13 protein-coding genes are annotated in these 16,013 nt (G+C 57.9%); 11 read left to right on the forward strand and 2 right to left on the reverse strand.

The genetic code is table 11. The features are described from left to right. Positions 1–265: 265 nt before the first annotated feature. Together lptG and lptF are read right to left on the reverse strand one after the other, a co-directional pair. Complete coding sequence (lptG, locus tag AC2VNM_RS11150; RefSeq protein ID WP_486913327.1) at positions 266–1,336, reverse strand: LPS export ABC transporter permease LptG; 1,071 nt, start codon at positions 1,334–1,336, stop codon at positions 266–268. Further along, positions 1,333–2,475, reverse strand: coding sequence for an LPS export ABC transporter permease LptF (lptF, locus tag AC2VNM_RS11155; RefSeq protein ID WP_483165833.1), 1,143 nt, complete (start codon positions 2,473–2,475; stop codon positions 1,333–1,335). Before lptF ends, lptG begins: the two co-directional genes overlap by 4 nt. Before the next feature lie 86 nt (positions 2,476–2,561). On the opposite strand from lptF, the gene AC2VNM_RS11160 reads away from it, so the two are divergent. From AC2VNM_RS11160 to AC2VNM_RS11210, 11 genes are all read left to right on the forward strand, one after another. Beyond that, positions 2,562–4,061 (forward strand): leucyl aminopeptidase, encoded by a 1,500-nt coding sequence (locus tag AC2VNM_RS11160; protein WP_486913328.1) that lies wholly within the window; start codon positions 2,562–2,564, stop codon positions 4,059–4,061. A gap of 9 nt (positions 4,062–4,070) precedes the next feature. Beyond that, a complete protein-coding gene (locus AC2VNM_RS11165; RefSeq protein WP_483165835.1) occupies positions 4,071–4,502 on the forward strand; it encodes a DNA polymerase III subunit chi in 432 nt (143 codons plus the stop codon). A 12-nt stretch (positions 4,503–4,514) separates the two neighbouring features. Continuing rightward, positions 4,515–5,468: a hypothetical protein gene (locus AC2VNM_RS11170; protein WP_483165836.1), complete on the forward strand. Its 954-nt coding sequence runs from the start codon at positions 4,515–4,517 to the stop codon at positions 5,466–5,468. 9 nt (positions 5,469–5,477) lie between these two features. Then, entirely contained in the window at positions 5,478–8,297 is a 2,820-nt protein-coding gene (locus AC2VNM_RS11175) for a valine--tRNA ligase (RefSeq protein WP_486913329.1), read from the forward strand. A 21-nt stretch (positions 8,298–8,318) separates the two neighbouring features. Next, the gene (gene nhaA, locus AC2VNM_RS11180; protein ID WP_483166642.1) at positions 8,319–9,698 is read left to right on the forward strand and encodes a Na+/H+ antiporter NhaA; all 1,380 of its coding nucleotides are present in this window, start codon (positions 8,319–8,321) and stop codon (positions 9,696–9,698) included. After that, positions 9,685–10,512, forward strand: a complete 828-nt coding sequence (nadC, locus tag AC2VNM_RS11185) for a carboxylating nicotinate-nucleotide diphosphorylase (RefSeq protein ID WP_483189477.1) — start codon at positions 9,685–9,687, stop codon at positions 10,510–10,512. Before nhaA ends, nadC begins: the two co-directional genes overlap by 14 nt. A gap of 71 nt (positions 10,513–10,583) precedes the next feature. After that, a complete protein-coding gene (locus tag AC2VNM_RS11190; protein ID WP_215870992.1) occupies positions 10,584–10,874 on the forward strand; it encodes a high-potential iron-sulfur protein in 291 nt (96 codons plus the stop codon). 244 nt (positions 10,875–11,118) lie between these two features. Beyond that, positions 11,119–11,643 (forward strand): DUF302 domain-containing protein, encoded by a 525-nt coding sequence (locus tag AC2VNM_RS11195; protein ID WP_483166644.1) that lies wholly within the window; start codon positions 11,119–11,121, stop codon positions 11,641–11,643. 72 nt (positions 11,644–11,715) lie between these two features. Next, positions 11,716–13,452, forward strand: a complete 1,737-nt coding sequence (soxB, locus tag AC2VNM_RS11200) for a thiosulfohydrolase SoxB (protein WP_483166645.1) — start codon at positions 11,716–11,718, stop codon at positions 13,450–13,452. Positions 13,453–13,463: 11 nt separating this feature from the next. Continuing rightward, positions 13,464–14,210 carry a hypothetical protein gene (locus tag AC2VNM_RS11205; RefSeq protein WP_483166646.1) on the forward strand — a complete coding sequence of 249 codons (747 nt, stop codon included), beginning with the start codon at positions 13,464–13,466 and terminating at the stop codon, positions 14,208–14,210. Further along, positions 14,179–15,993 (forward strand): cytochrome c biogenesis protein ResB, encoded by a 1,815-nt coding sequence (locus AC2VNM_RS11210; RefSeq protein ID WP_486913330.1) that lies wholly within the window; start codon positions 14,179–14,181, stop codon positions 15,991–15,993. The genes AC2VNM_RS11205 and AC2VNM_RS11210 overlap by 32 nt, the downstream gene beginning before the upstream one ends. The last annotated feature ends 20 nt before the right edge of the window (positions 15,994–16,013 follow it).

Raw genomic sequence — 16,013 nt, forward strand, 5'->3', positions numbered from 1 at the left:
AGAATAACCCGTTCTTCGCGAATTTCTCGCGCCAGCATTTCCAAGCGCAGCATGGTTCCACTGGGTAACAAATCAAGACGATGCGAAAAAGCAGATACCTGTTCGACCAATGCCGCCAACTCACCGCGCCAACCAGCAAATTCCTGCAACGCACTGACGAGCACTGACTCATTCACAGTAAGGCTCCTAGATCAGGAATACTGTAAGGTAGTTTGCTGCAACAAGAGTGACCAGAGCAAGCATGGTACCGCCGTCGCGCTTTCTTTCAGCCGTGACGTCTGAACAGAAACCAGGCCAGCGCCGCGTAGAGCGCCATCGGTGAGAGTGTGGCAAGCGACGGCGGAATGCCACCGGCAACGCTGATGAAGCCCGACATCTGGGTCAGGAAATGAAACGAGATTCCCAGCGCCAGGCCAGCGGCAATCCAATAATACGCCCCTCCCGCCCGCGGATTGCGCACGACCATGGGCACCACCAGCAGAATCATGATCAGCCCCACCCAGGGGTAGGTGATTCGTTGCCAGAAGGCCAGGGCAAAGCGGTTCATGGCCAGCACGCCACCTTGCAGATCGCGGTCGTTGCGCCACAGGGCCTGCAAGGTCATGGTGCGGGTGCGATGGGCAAAACTGCGCAGGGTTTCCGGCTGCAATTGCACGGACCAATCCTGATGTGCCACGCTAAGAACCTGCACAGACCGCTCTTCCAAACGGTATTCCCGCACGCCCTGCAACGTCCAGTGCCCATTCTGGTAGCTGGCAGCCTGGGCATCCACTTGTTTGTCGATACCCACCATTCCACTTTGCGGATAATAGATGCGAATCTGTCGCAGCTGCGTTCCGTTACCACCGACCAGTTGGATACGGATGAGCGTCCGCCCCTGGCGCAGCCACAGGCCACCATCACCAAGCTCCTGAAAATTATGAGTTCCGGCATTGGCCCAAAGCAGTTCGGAAGACAGAGCGCTGTACGGCACGATCCACTGACCCAGGACAAACATCAATATTGTTCCCAGCAGACCTACAACCAGTAGCGGTCGCTGCAAACGTGCGAGAGACCATCCGGCCATGCGTAAGGCCGTGATCTCGGAATGGCTGTTTAGCATACTGATCCAGATCAGCGCGCCGATGAGCAGGGCCAGTGGAATGACTGTGTACGCCGTCTCTGGCATCTGTAGGGCCACGTAGCGGAACAACAGACCGATACTCCAATGTCCATGTCCAGGCCCGGAGGCCTTGGCGATCAGTTGTGCGACAAAGACCATGGCAAGCAATATGATCAGAACCAGACCGCTGTAGAACAACATGCCACGAAACAACAGCGCATCGGCGCGCTTCACGATGCTACCCCACGCATCCAGGCTGGCAGTAAGGGTAAATCGGCCTGCCGCCGATAAAACAGATAGGCGGCAAGTCCCGCCAGCAGAATCCAGGTCCAGAACAGACCCGGGAAGGGAGGAATCTTTCCCTGGATCAAATTTTCCTTCAAGGCCACCAAGAGATTGTTCGCGCCCAGCAGGAGCAGGATCCCCAGCAAGACCCCCCCCGCCCGGCCAGGGTGGCGCGGCTCGGCATAGGCAAGGGGAATAGCCAGCAGCACCACGATGGGCAGGAACAATGGCCAGAAGATACGCCACTCGAGTTCTGCCAGGGCGTGGGCGTGTTGGTCCGGGCGCCCCAGCCGCGCAAACAGATCCGGCAAGGACAAGGCTGTCCAGGAAGTTGCGGAACCCTCCGATCGGGGCGCTGCCAAATCGACGCGATATCGGGCAAAGCTCCAGATCTTGTAGCCTGCCTGGCCGGGTTGTCCCAGATATCGCCGGCCATCGATCAGCAGTAACGAGACGCCCCCGTGATGGTTGATTTGTATTTCACCAAAGGCGGCGGTCGCATAATCCGGCGCACCAACTTGCGACAGATCGATAAAGATTTCCTGATAGCGGTCCTTGGCCCCGGCCCCCTGGCCAACGTAGATCACTCGACCGTCCGGAAGATGCGCAAAACTACCGGGATGAATCAAAGCCTGTGCTGCCGCCGCTGCCAGACGGGCGCTCTCGTCCTGTAAACGCTGCTGCGAAGCTGGCGCCCACCATAGGGCAAGGCCCGCCTCCAGCAGTACGAGGAGAAAAACGCTTGGCAGCAATCCCCAAAACAATTTCTGCAAGCCGATGCCGGCGCCATGGATTGCCATCATCTCGTTGTGACGATAGAGGTTGGAAAAGGCCAGATAGACAGCAAAGAAGAGCGCCAAAGGGAGAACGGTTACCAAGAGAGTAGGCATACTCAGACCCAGCAACTGCAGAACCACTTGTAGTGGCAACTGACCGGAGGCCACTTGTTGCAGGATCTGCGTCAACTGCCCAATGGCCAGCAAAGCCAAAACAACGACACAGGCAATCAGAAAATAACTCAGTACCGAGCGCAAAACATGCGCAGCGATCCGTTCGCCCGGCCAGAGGGGTAGTCTGGATAAGGTCATGATTGCCGCCCTGCCGTTGGCTTGTGGATGTTACCCTGGTGTACCCTATAGAGATTGATCAATCGTATACCCGCCGGAGGCAAACCGTGGAAATTTCTTTGCAGCAGAACGTCACCTTATCGGAGTCTTGCGCTTGCCTGGTGCTTGCCTGTCACGAAAACGGCCAGCTCGGGTCAAACGCCCAAAAAATCGATGAACAGAGCGACGGCTTTCTCAGTCGCTTTCTCGCCAGCGGCGATTTTACGGCGGAGCCAGGACAATGTCAGCTGCTCTATGGCGTACCTAATGTTGGCGCCGAGCGCGTCCTGCTGGTCGGCGTCGGTGGCGGCGAAAAGCTTGCCGAAGGAAAATTACAGAAGGCTGCCCGCAGCCTGGGGCAAGCGGTCGCCCGTGCGCAACTGACGGAATTGTGTCTCGCGCTGGGGGATGTCGCCGTCGCGCGTCGCAGTCCTGCCGCGGCAATGGAACTCTGGCTGCGCGGTATCCTCGATGCCCAGTATCGCTTTGATCAGCACAAGGAACCGGCCAAGCATCCTCGTCGCAGCCTGGAAAACATCCGCGTTCTGGTCGCGGGGAAATTGGACGCCGAGGCCGAGAGGGAAATGCAGCAGGCGCTGGCGGTTGCCCATGCGATTTCCCAGGCCAGTGATTGGGCGCGCGATCTGGCCAACCAGCCGGGCAATATTTGTACCCCGACCTGGCTCGCGGAACAGGCGCAAGAGATGGCAAGCAGCCGCGGCATCGAGGCGGAGATTTTGGGGCCAGTGGAGATGCGGGAGCTCGGCATGCATCTTCTGCTCGGGGTAGCCCAAGGCTCGCGTCAGGAACCGCGGCTGATTGTATTGCACTACCGCGGTGGCGCCCAGGATGCCGCGCCCATCGTCCTCGTTGGCAAAGGGCTGACTTTTGATGCCGGCGGCATTTCCCTCAAGCCTGCCGACAAGATGGACGAAATGAAGTACGACATGTGTGGTGGCGCCGCTGCCCTTGCGGCCATCCAGGCAGCTGCAGACCTCAAACTGCCGCTCAATATCACGGTCATCGTGCCCGCATCGGAAAATCTGCCAGACGGGCAGGCCACCAAGCCTGGTGATATCCATCGCAGCATGGCCGGGCTCACCGTTGAAATCATCAACACCGATGCCGAGGGGCGGCTGATCCTGGCAGATGCCCTCACTTATGCCAAGCGCTTCCATCCCGATGTCGTCATCGACATGGCCACCCTGACCGGGGCCTGTATCATTGCTCTCGGACACCAGACGGCGGCGGTGCTGGGCAATCACGAAGGTCTAGTCGCGGAATTGCTGCATGCCGGTCGCAGCAGCCAGGACCGCGCGTGGGAGTTGCCGCTCTTTGAGGAATATCAGGAGCAGCTCAAGAGCCCCTTTGCCGACTTCAGCAACGTGGGAGGACGCCCGGCCGGTACCATCACCGCCGCCTGTTTCCTGTCGCGCTTTACCGAAGACTATCGTTGGGCACACCTGGACATTGCCGGAGTGGCTTGGCAGAGTGGCGAGAACAAGGGCGCAACCGGGCGTCCGGTGCCGTTGTTGGTGCACTTCTTGCGCCAGCGCGCGCTGGCGTAAGGCGCCGCGATGACCGGCACCGCCAATTTCTACCAGCTTCCCGTTGTTCCGCTGACCCTGCTAGAAAGTCGGCGCGCGATCTGTCGGGTCATCACCAAGGCTTGGCAGGTACTGGGAAAGGTGGACGTATTGGCGGCAGATGCGGAGGTCCTTGGCGTTTATGACGATCTGCTCTGGACCTTTCATGCGGGCGTTTTCCTACCCCATGGGCAGGCCGCCAATGAGCCGGTCTACCTCTTTGCCGACCCCCAGCACGGGCGTAGCGACGCCCGCGCCCTGGTCCTCCTGGAGTGGCCACGAGAGCTGCCGGTACTTGACAGCACACGGCGTCTCATCGACTTTATTCCTGGCGCTGAGGAAGAACGCGCTGCGGCACGCGCGCGCTATCGGCAATGCAAACAAGCAGGATTCAATATCCAGTTGTTCCCACTGGAAGTATGAGGGAGAAAGTCCATGACCGTACATGATCGTCGCGAGCCCGTTCTGGATGAGGAAGAGCTCCCGGAGGGGACTGAGCCATTGTTATTACAGGATCTCGTCCGTGAAGGTCTGCCGCCGCCTCTATGGCGGCGCAGGACGCACTCCCCAGAAAAAACACCTCAGGAGGAAGGCCCGGCGCCCGCTGAGGGAAAGTCGTCCCTAGCCGTGGAACCATCGGCCCCAATGTACACCGATCACGAGGCCGAGCATCAGCAGACCGAGCCCGCGGAGAGCATGGAGGAGACGGAGCTGGCGAAAGCACTCGAGAAGATTCGCCATATGTCCTTCCGCTATCCCGCAGAACCCGCCCCAGAAAGCTCGGCACCGGAGCCGGAGGCAGAGTTAGCCGATCCGATGCATGGCGAGCCGGCGCCGGAGACGACGGTCCCCCCCAGCGCAGAGGCCCTTCCGCCCGTCGCGGACAGCGGATCGGTTGCGGCTCCTCATGACGATGTTGCCGCCATGGAGAATCACGATCTGAGTGCCGTTGCTCCAGTCCCGGCAAGAAGTGCGCACTACACCGAAGTTACCGGGGCTTCCGAGGTAAACAGCAAAACCGCAATGCCTCCCTCCGAAAAGACCGAGCTTGGCGTAGCAAAAAATCCCACGGCAACTCCAGACCCATTGCTCTTCGATGGCGACTTCCTGCGTCAGTTCGAGACGCTCCTGTTTCAGGAGGTGGAGCGCCGGGTGGTGGCGGAGCTGGAAGAAAAGATTACCCAGCATCTGCAGAAGACTTGGAAGGAGCAGGTGAGTCTGGCGATCATGCGCAGCCTTGCCCTCGAGGGCATTCGTCTGCGCGAGACGGTGGCACAGGAAATTCACGGCGTACTGCCCGAAATTTTGCAGCGTGTTCTGCATGAAGGGCTGGATGATGCCCTCACCCCGACCCTGGGCGAAGACGCCCATCCATCCACAGACTCCTGAGGAAGTTCCATGAGCGATTCCCTCGACCGCCCGTTTGCGCCGGCCGACATCGAAAGTGCCTGTTATCAGCTCTGGGAGGAGCAGCAGGTGTTCCGCCCACGCGGCGATGGCGCCCCGTACTGCATCATGCTGCCGCCGCCCAATGTTACCGGCACCCTGCATATGGGTCATGCCTTTCAGGACACCCTGATGGACATCCTCATCCGCCGGGCACGAATGCAGGGGAAGCGCACGCTCTGGCAGCCCGGCACCGACCACGCCGGCATCGCCACCCAAATGCTAGTGGAACGCCGTCTGGAGGCGCAGGGGGAGAAGCGACATCAACTCGGACGCAGCGCCTTTCTGGAGAAGGTCTGGCAGTGGAAGGAAGAATCCGGCGGCAACATCAGCCGACAGATGTGCCGCCTTGGCGCCTCCTGCGACTGGTCGCGGGAGCGCTTCACCCTGGACGAGGGACTCTCCCATGCCGTGACCGAGGTCTTTGTGCGGCTACACGAGGAGGGGCTGATCTATCGTGGCAAGCGCTTGGTCAATTGGGACCCGGTCTTGCAGACCGCGGTATCCGATCTCGAAGTCATCAGCAGCGAAGAGGCCGGTAAACTGTGGCACATCCGCTATTCGCTCAGTAACGGCTCCGGCAGCCTGGTGGTCGCCACCACCCGTCCCGAGACCCTGCTCGGCGATGTGGCGGTGGCCGTGCACCCCGAAGATGAGCGCTATCGGGAGCTGATCGGCAAGACCCTGCGCCTGCCGATTACCGGGCGGGAAATCCCCATCATCGCCGACGACTATGTCGAGGCGGAGTTTGGCTCCGGCTGTGTCAAGATCACCCCAGCACACGATTTCAATGACTATCAGGTTGGCCAACGTCATCATCTGCCACTACTCAACATCTTCACGCCAGATGCCCGCATCCGGGAAGAGATCGAAGTGGTCACTGGTCACATCGATAACACGGCAATCCCCGCCGAGCTGCGTGGTCTCGACCGCTACGTCGCGCGTAAACGCCTCCTTGCCCTGCTCGAGGCAGAGGGAAGCCTGGTGCAGACCGAGGAGCACCGCCTCATGATCCCGCGCGGTGACCGCTCCCAGGCGGTCATCGAGCCCTATCTCACGGACCAGTGGTATGTGCGCGTCGGGCCCCTGGCCGAAGTGGCGACGGAGGTAGTGCGCGACGGCCGCATCCGCTTTGTACCCGAAAACTGGTCCCGCACCTATTTCGACTGGATGGAGCGCATCGAAGACTGGTGCATTTCCCGGCAACTGTGGTGGGGGCATCAGATCCCCGCCTGGTACGGTCCGGACGGCAAGATCTTCGTCGCGCGCAGCGCCGAAGAAGCCCAGCGCAGCGCCGCCCAACACTATGGCATGCCAGTGCCCCTGGAACGCGATCCGGATGTGCTCGATACCTGGTTCAGTTCAGCCCTGTGGCCCTTCACTACCCTCGGCTGGCCCGAGCAAACGGCAGATCTGCAGGAATTCTATCCCACCTCGGTACTGGTGACAGGCTTCGACATCATCTTCTTTTGGGTCGCCCGCATGATCATGATGGGCCAGCACTTCACTGGACAGGTACCCTTCCGCGAGGTTTATGTCCATGGTTTGATCCTCGACGGTGAAGGGCAAAAGATGAGCAAGTCGAAGGGCAACGTCCTCGACCCCATCGACCTGATCGATGGCATCGACGCCGAGGCCTTGGTGGCCAAGCGCACCCAAGGGCTGATGCAACCGCAGATGGCCGGCAAGATTGCCAAGGCGACGCGCAAGGACTTTCCTGACGGTATTCCCGCCTTCGGTACCGATGCGCTGCGCTTCAGCTTTGCCAGCATCGCCACCCAGGGGCGTGATCTACGCTTCGATCTCAAACGTGTGGAAGGTAATCGTAACTTCTGTAACAAGATCTGGAACGCCACCCGTTTTGCCCTGCTGCAGGTTCCCGACGATGCCGATCTGCAGGGCGAACGCGAGTTGCTCGCACCGGAGCGCTGGATCATCGGTCGCCTGCAAGAGGCCGAGGCCAGCGTCAATGACGCCATCGAACAGTATCGTTTTGCCGATGCCGCGCATGCCCTCTACCAGTTCTTCTGGAATGACTACTGTGACTGGTACATCGAACTCAGCAAGACCGTCTTGCGGCCGGAATCGGGCTTTTCAGCAGCCCAAATCCGTGGCAGCCGGTATACCTTGCTCGCGGTCCTCGAAGCCGCTCTACGTCTGGCTCACCCCTTCCTGCCCTTCCTGACGGAAACCCTCTGGCAACGGGTAGCCAAACGTCTGGGCAAGGAAGGAAACACGATCGCCCTGGCACCGTATCCAAAGGCGGACCTGCAGCGGGTAGATGCGCAAGCCGATCAGGATCTCGACTGGCTGATGGGTTTTGTGGGGAGCCTACGCTCGGTTCGTGGCGAGATGGATATCGCCCCCAGCCGTGAGCTACCGGTGCTTCTGCAAGCCGGCACGGACAGCGACCATAAACGTCTGCAGGACCTGCTGCCGTGGCTGCGGCAGTTGGCCCGTTGCACGGAACCGCAGTGGCTGGAGCAAGGAACAGAGGTACCGCCGGCAGCCCTGCAATTGCTCGGAGACTTGCGAATTTATGTACCGTTGGCGGGCCTCATCGATGTCGATGCGGAATATCAACGCCTGAGCAAGGAGGAAGCGCGGCTTCGGGCAGAACGGGAAAAGGTGCAAGGTCGTCTGGCGCAACCGAGCTTTCGGGAACGTGCACCCGCCGAGGTAGTTGCCAAGGAAGAGTTGCGGGTGCAGGAACTCAGCGCTGCGCTACAGGAACTGGCGGAGCAACGCCAGCGACTGGACGCCTTGCGCTAGAAAAGTGTCGGAATTTCGGCCATGCAGTCTGAGCGTCCTCAAAGCTTCCCCCAGGAACGTCCGTACCCCCTGGAGATCCTCTTCGGCAAGGTGCTGACGCCCTTTGAGCAATTCCTTCGCCGCGCGACCGCCGGCGGCATAGTTCTTGTCGGCGTCACCGTACTGACCTTGATCCTCAGCAATTCCGCCCTGCATGATGCCTATCACCATTTCTGGCATCAGCATTTCAGTCTGCATTTTGGCGCTTGGAGCCTCGATCATGACCTGCAAGACTGGGTCAATGATGCACTGATGGCGGTTTTTTTCTTCGTAGTCGGCTTGGAGCTCAAGCGTGAATTGCTGGTGGGCGAACTGGCCAAAATCAGTGATGCCATCCTGCCCATCGTGGCGGCTGCCGGTGGTATGCTAGTTCCCGCCCTGCTCTACTCCCTCCTGAATGGCTCTGGCCCAGCCCACGCCGGTTGGGGTATCCCCATGGCGACAGATATCGCCTTTGCCATTGGCATTTTGGTGCTACTGGCCTGGCGCGTGCCGCGCAATCTCATCATCTTCCTGACGGCCCTCGCCATTGCCGATGATCTGGGCGCGGTGCTCGTCATTGCCATATTCTATACCTCCCATATCGACGGATGGTCGCTAGCCGTATCTGGGGGGATTTTCCTCGTTCTCCTGCTGCTCAACCAGGGGGGTATTCGCCGTCCCCTTCCCTATCTCTTGCTGGGAACTTTGCTTTGGTATTTTTTGCTGGTATCTGGCGTACACGCTTCGGTCGCTGGCATCCTGCTGGCAATGACCCTGCCAGCACGCGGGAAGGTGAGCCCTGCGCAACTGCGCGATTGCCTGCACGAGCAGGAGGAGAATCTGGGCCGGCTGCTACGCGAGGAAGAGAGCTTCGACCCCTTGATCAACCCCAAGCTCAGCCGGCTCGCGGAAGAACTGCGCCAGCAGAGCCGAGAAATGATTTCCCCGCAGCAACGCCTGGAGCACAATATCGGTCCCTGGGTAACCTTTGGGGTGCTACCCGTCTTTGCCCTCGCCAATGCCGGGATCGATTTTTCTCAGGTGAGCGGGGAGATGCTGTGGAGCTCGGTGACCCTGGGCATCGTTCTTGGTTTGGTGCTGGGCAAATTCGTCGGCATCTCGCTTGCCAGTTGGCTCGCCGTGCGCCTGCGGATTGCCAAGCTCCCGCAAGGTGTTGCCTGGCGGCATCTGTTGGGAGCTGCCTGGCTGGGTGGTATCGGCTTCACCATGTCACTGTTCATCAGCCAGTTGGCCTTTACCCAGGCAGAGCTGCGGGAGGAGGCCAAGGTCGGAATTCTGGCGGCCTCTTTACTGGCAGGGATCATCGGTCTCCTCTGGCTATGGGTAGCGAGCACACGGAGGGAAAATGCTTCCGGCTGACATCACGGAATCAGTACAGCGCGCTTTGGCGGAAGACCTAGGCAGCGGCGACTTGAGCGCGGCACTCATCGATCCACAGCAAGAATTACAGGCGCGGATCATCAGTCGGGAGGCGGGGGTGCTTTGTGGCCAACCCTATGTCGAGGCAGTCTTCGCCCAGCTCAGTGCCGATCTGCGGGTCGACTGGGAGGTGCCAGAGGGGGCCGAGATTGTCCCGAATCAGCCGCTCTGTGGCATCCGTGGCCCAGCCGCCGCCCTCCTCAGTGCTGAGCGTAGTGCATTGAATTTTTTGCAACTCCTTTCCGCCACAGCAACCCAGACCCGCGCCTTTGTAGAGCGCCTGCGGGGCAGTCCGACGCGCCTGCTAGATACCCGGAAAACGCTGCCCGGCCTGCGTTTGGCACAAAAATATGCGGTGCGTGTGGGTGGCGGGCACAACCACCGCCTCGGACTCTTCGACGGCATCCTCATCAAAGAAAATCATCTGGCGGCCATCGGCGGTATTGCCCCGGCCATTGCCCGCGCGCGCGCCTTGGCACCGGTGCTCACCCGCGTCGAAGTCGAGGTCGAGACCCTCGAGCAACTGGACGAGGCAGTCGCTGCCGGTGCCGACATGGTGCTTCTCGACAATTTTTCCGTACCCGCCCTGCGCGAAGCCGTGGCGCGCGTGGCTGGACGGATTCCCCTCGAGGCCTCGGGCAACATCTCCCTGGACACGGTGGCTGCTGTCGCCGCCACTGGTGTCGATTATCTCTCCGTGGGAAGCATCACCCGCAACGTGCAAAGCCTGGATCTTTCGCTGCGCTATCTTTAGCCGCCGATATACAAGTTGCTGTCGACTTGGCTATAGTTTGAAAGCTTCCATCACAACAGGAGTAGCTAGCTATGAGTACGGAGACCCCCAAAATGAACCGCCGCGATTGGTTGCGTAAAAGTGCCTTGTTTGTTGGCGCGGCTACGGTCGCCCCACTGATCTTCACCAGCCCCGCCATGGCCGCCGACAAAATGGCCAAGGCGGCAGTCAACTACCGCGACAAACCCAAAGGCTCGGAAATGTGCAGCAACTGTAAGCTGTTCATTCCCGGTTCAACCCCAACTGCCATGGGCGAATGCAAGGCCGTGGCGGGCAAAATCGATCCCAAGGGCTGGTGCGACATCTACGTCCCCAAGGCCTGATCTGGTCGGGTCCGCCTCGGCGGCCCCGTTGTTCCCTGAGCAATGCCTCATTGTTCCATTCGGTCCATCCCAAAGCCCCCTTCAACCGCGTGCTAGGCACCATTCTCTTCCTCAAGTCCCGCAGAGCAGCAACACCCGTCTGATTTTTATGAGATTTCCGTCTGCGCGCTGATTCCGCCCGAACTTTCATTCCTTACGGCATACATATTGCTACAATATTTATGTAACGATATTTGGAGTCTCTATGAAGCGAATCACCGCCGCTATTTCCGCACTTGGTCTCTTTACTGTTTTTTCCGTAGCGCAGGTCTGCGCTGCTCCACTGTACGTGGAGAAGGTCGATCTCCCCATTCACAGCACAATGGCCGAAATCTACGGCAATCTCCATGCTGCCGGTTACAAGATCGTCCTCAAGCTCAACATTCTCAAGCTCATCGAAGAGCAGCAGAAGACCCTCAAGATTCCCGACTTTGATGCCGTTCATTTTTCCGACGTGCGCGCCATCGTGTTTTGCAACCCCTATGATTTCAGTAAGTTGCTAAACACCTATTGGCCGAGTGCTGCCGCCTGCCCCCTCAATCTGACGGTGTTTGGTCGCGGACAGAACAGTTACATCGTCTATGGTGAGCGCAGCGCGTACGCCGGCGACTCCAGCGCCAACAAAAAGGTCACGGAGGCAGTCGACAATGGTGTCATCAAGGCCCTTCAGCAGATACCCATGTCCCGCGAATTGCACAAGATCCCGGGCTGGGTTGCACCCGCCGCGTGACGCGGACTGAGAAAACGCATTCGCTGACCTAAGCCAGCGGTTTTGCCAAATACAGAAGAGGAGTTTTGCAAGATGAATATCAGCCGCAGAGATTTTATGGCCATCATGGGCATTGCCGGAGCGAGTGGTTTTCTCGCGCCTTCGGCACTAGCTTCGAGTTGGGGGAGCGGAAGCGATCCCTACGAAATCCCTAAGTACGGCAATGTCACCCTACTCCACATCACCGATACCCATGCCCAACTGCTTCCTGTCTGGTGGCGCGAACCGGGCACCAATATCGGCACCCGCAAGCAGCATGAATGGGGAGTAACGCCCCATCTGGTGGGCAATTACAAACTGGACTACTACGGCATCAAGGCGGGGACTCCAGAAGGGTACGCGCTGTCGTGCCTGGACTTTGATGCCTTGGCCCACAAGTACGGGAAGATCGGCGGTTACTCCCATATTGCCACCCTGGTGAAGCGCTACCGTGAGCAGGTAGGTGCCGATCGTACCCTGCTCTTTGATGGCGGCGATGCCTGGCAGGGCTCGGCAACCAGCCTATGGACGCGCGGCGAGGATATGGTCGGCGCGCAGAATTTGCTGAAAGAAGACTATTTCGTGGGCCACTGGGAATTCACCTATGGTGCCGAGCGGGTCGAGTATCTACTGAAAAATAAACTCAAGGCAAAATTCCTTTCGCAAAACGTCTTCACTATTCCCTGGGATGAGCTAGTGTTTGATCCCTATGACATCCGCGAAGTGAATGGCGTAAAGGTGGCAGTAATCGGTCAATCATTCCCCTTCACACCGATCGCCAATCCCGCGTACTTCATTCCAAAATGGTCATTCGGCATCCATCCTGAGCACATGCAGAAAATGGTCAATGAATGTCGAGAAAAACACCGCGCTGACGTTGTAGTGGTACTTTCCCACAACGGTGCTGATGTAGACAAGAAGATGGCTTCCCAAGTCCATGGGATCGATATCATTCTGGGGGGACATACTCATGAAATCATGGGACCAAAGCCGGTAATGGTCAACAAGACGATTGTCATCAATACCAGTACCAATGGCAAATTTCTGGCACGCTTTGACCTCGATGTCGGCAAGGGAAAACTGAAAGGTTGGCGTTTCCATTATTTACCTATTCTTTCGAACATGATTCCTGCGGACAAGGAAATGGACGAATATATCGCCAAGGTCCGCGCACCCTATGCAAAAAAACTGGCGGAACCGATGGCGGTCAGCGAGAGCCTGCTCTACCGTCGCGACAATTTCAACGGCACTTTCGACCAGTTGATCTGTAATGCGCTACGCGAAGAAATGGATTGCGAGGCCGCTTTCTCTCCGGGCTTCCGCTGGGGCTATACCAAGCTCCCCGGGGAAACCATCACCATGGAAGATGTCATGGGGCAAACCGCCATCACCTATCCGCAAGTGACCGTCACTGAATATACTGGAGCCGAACTCAAGAACGTCATGGAGCAGGTGGCGGACAACCTTTTCAATCCCGATCCCTATTACATTCAGGGTGGCGATATGATTCGGGTGGGGAATATTCAATATACCTTTGATCCCTCGGAAACCATCAACAAGCGAATCTCCGATCTCCGTGTTGGCGGTAAGCTGGTGCACGCCAACAAAAAATACAAAGTCGCTGGCTGGGCGGCTATGCAAAAGGTCGAGGGAACGCCGGTCTGGGATATTTTTGCGAAATGGCTGAAGGACCAGAAAACCGTCCGCGTTGACCATCGCGACCTGCCCGTGCTGACCAAAAATATGCGTGGAAATCCCGGTATAGCCTTCCCCAAGGAATATGACCTCTGAGGACGTTACCAATGAAACCCCTGCCCGATCTGCCCTTCATCGAAAAGCTGCTATATACGGGGTTCATCTTTCTGGTCGGCCTTGGCCTCCTGTCAGCGGAGGCCTATACCTACTTCGTGATCCACGGTGCAGATGGCAAGCCCGGCATTTCGATGCAAGATCTGGTCGTCCACTACTATGGCAACCGCAGCTCCAGCAAATTGCAGACCATGTTGCCAGCGATGATGTCCATGGCCCGGGTCCCGGCTGCAGAAAAACCGAAGATGCTGTCAGCGGTCAATCACTGGATCGCCAATGGCGAGAGTCGCACGGATTACGACAAGAATGTGCGGCCACTGATCAACGCCTCGTGTCTAAAGTGTCACAGCATTGGCATGCCGGACATTGGCACTTTCGACTTGCTGAAAAAACAGGCCAAGGTCGATATGGGCATGCCCTACTCTGCAATGCTGATGAATGGCATGATTCATTTGACCACCCTGGGGGTGATCTTCTGGATTGCTGGCTGGATCTTTGCGCGCACAAGAAGCCCTAAGGGAGTAAAAGTCTTTTTCATTGCCGTTCCCTTCCTGGCATTTTTCATCGACTTCGCCGGCTGGTTCCTGACCAAGCAAAGCCCGGATTTCGTATGGTTGGTCTTGCTCGGCGGCATTTTCTCATGTCCCGTGGTTCTCATCGGGATGGCCGTCAGCCTCTATCAAATCTGGCTACTGAAGGGTTCCGATCATGGCGATCGAGCACAGCCCCTCGCTTCCTGAGCCGCTCGCTCGACGCCATTGGAGCGCCAGCGCCCGCCTTGTCTGGCAGGCACTGGTTTCCATGCGTCTGGCAGTTCACCTGCTGCTCTTCGTCGCCATTGCCTCGATCATTGGTACCATTCTTGCGCAACAGGTGAGCTACCATCAATACGTCGCACAATTCGGTCCGTTCTGGTATCGCGTCTTTGCCGATCTTGATCTGTACGATGTCTATCGCTGCGGTTGGTATATCGGCCTGGTCGCTGTTCTGGTGTTGTCCACGGCATCCTGCCTCGCCCGCAATACGCCCAGCATGCTGCGCGACATGGCGCTACCCAGGCGCCTATCCAGTCAGAAATTTCTGGCTAGCCGCGCGGAACAGGCAGAAATCAGTGTAGCGTCAGACAGTGGCTCCCTTGCGCGATGGGGAGGCATCTTGCGGGAAAGAGGATATCGCCCCCATACCCTTGCAGGGCCGGATGGGCAGGAAGTCATCCTGGCACAGAAAGGCAGATTTTATCGCCTCGGTTATATTTTTACTCATTTTGCCATCATTATGTTCTGTGCCGGTGCACTATATAACGCCAATTTACCACTGAAAATACGGGAGTGGTTTGGCTCCATTTCGCCACTGAGCAATTTTGCATTACCGCTAGCGAAAATCCCCCAAAAGGATTGGCTTCCCGCCAATGACAGCGCCTTCCGTGGCATCATCAGCATTCCTGTGGGACAGAGCGTGAACGCCATGTTTGAGCTGATTGGTGATGGATTTCTGGTACAGCGCCTTCCTTTTATCGTCCATCTCGATCATTTTACCATCACCCATTACCGCAATGGTATTGCCAAAAGTTTCATTTCCCGCATTTCTTTATACAACGCGCACGGAAAATTACTACATACTGGCATCGCCTATCCCAACCATCCGTTGACTTACGACGGTGTCAGTATCTATCAGACTTCGTACAACGACAGTCGCTCGGTGCTGCAATTTCAGAGTCACTCCCTGCTCGATCCTGAACTACCGGCCAACACCTTTGACGTACGCGTTGGCCAGAGACTACGTGCTGATTCCGATAATTACGAGTTGACAGTCGAGAAATTAAAAATCAACAATACCATTCCGCGTAAGGATCTGGGACTGGCAGAACGTCCAGGACACAGCATGATCAACGTGGGCCCCATCGTCCGGTACCAGGTGACCGACCGCAAGACGGGCGAAAGCTGGATCTACAAGAGTTATTTGCGCGCTCTGCAGCGACACGGAGAGCATTTTTTACTGCTTGCCTACCATCAGCAGGGTAATGGGATAGAACATTATCTGGCGATTCCCGAAGGAGCGCGGGGCGGAATCGGGTTATTCGTGCATTACCTAGGCGCCCTGGAAAATGCCGCCGCCCAGGGCGCGAACGCGAGTTCAACGGTTTTCCGGGGGACCCTACGACAGGTCGCGGAAGCACAGAATGTGCAACTGACGCCGCTGGAACGCTCCAATTTTCTGCGGGCCAGCCTCATCGCGTTGCGCGGCCTGCATGACTATCCCTTACCCTTTCTGGTCACCCTGCATCACCTTGACTTGCAGTGGTCGGCAGGCCTCGAGATGACGAAATACCCCGGAATGCAGATTGTCTATGCTGCATGTTTTCTACTGGTTGGCGGCATATTCATCCTCTTCTACGTGCCACGTAAGCGTCTGTGGATTCGTCAGAAGGCTGCCAATAAATTATGCATAAGTGGCGACAGTTCGCGCAATCCTGAGGATTTTCACCAGGAATTCCTCGAAATCACCGAGGAGCTCCGAACCTAAATCACAGTGAAAGGAGAACA

The sequence above is a fragment of the Acidithiobacillus sp. TH-A67 genome, assembly GCF_057473545.1.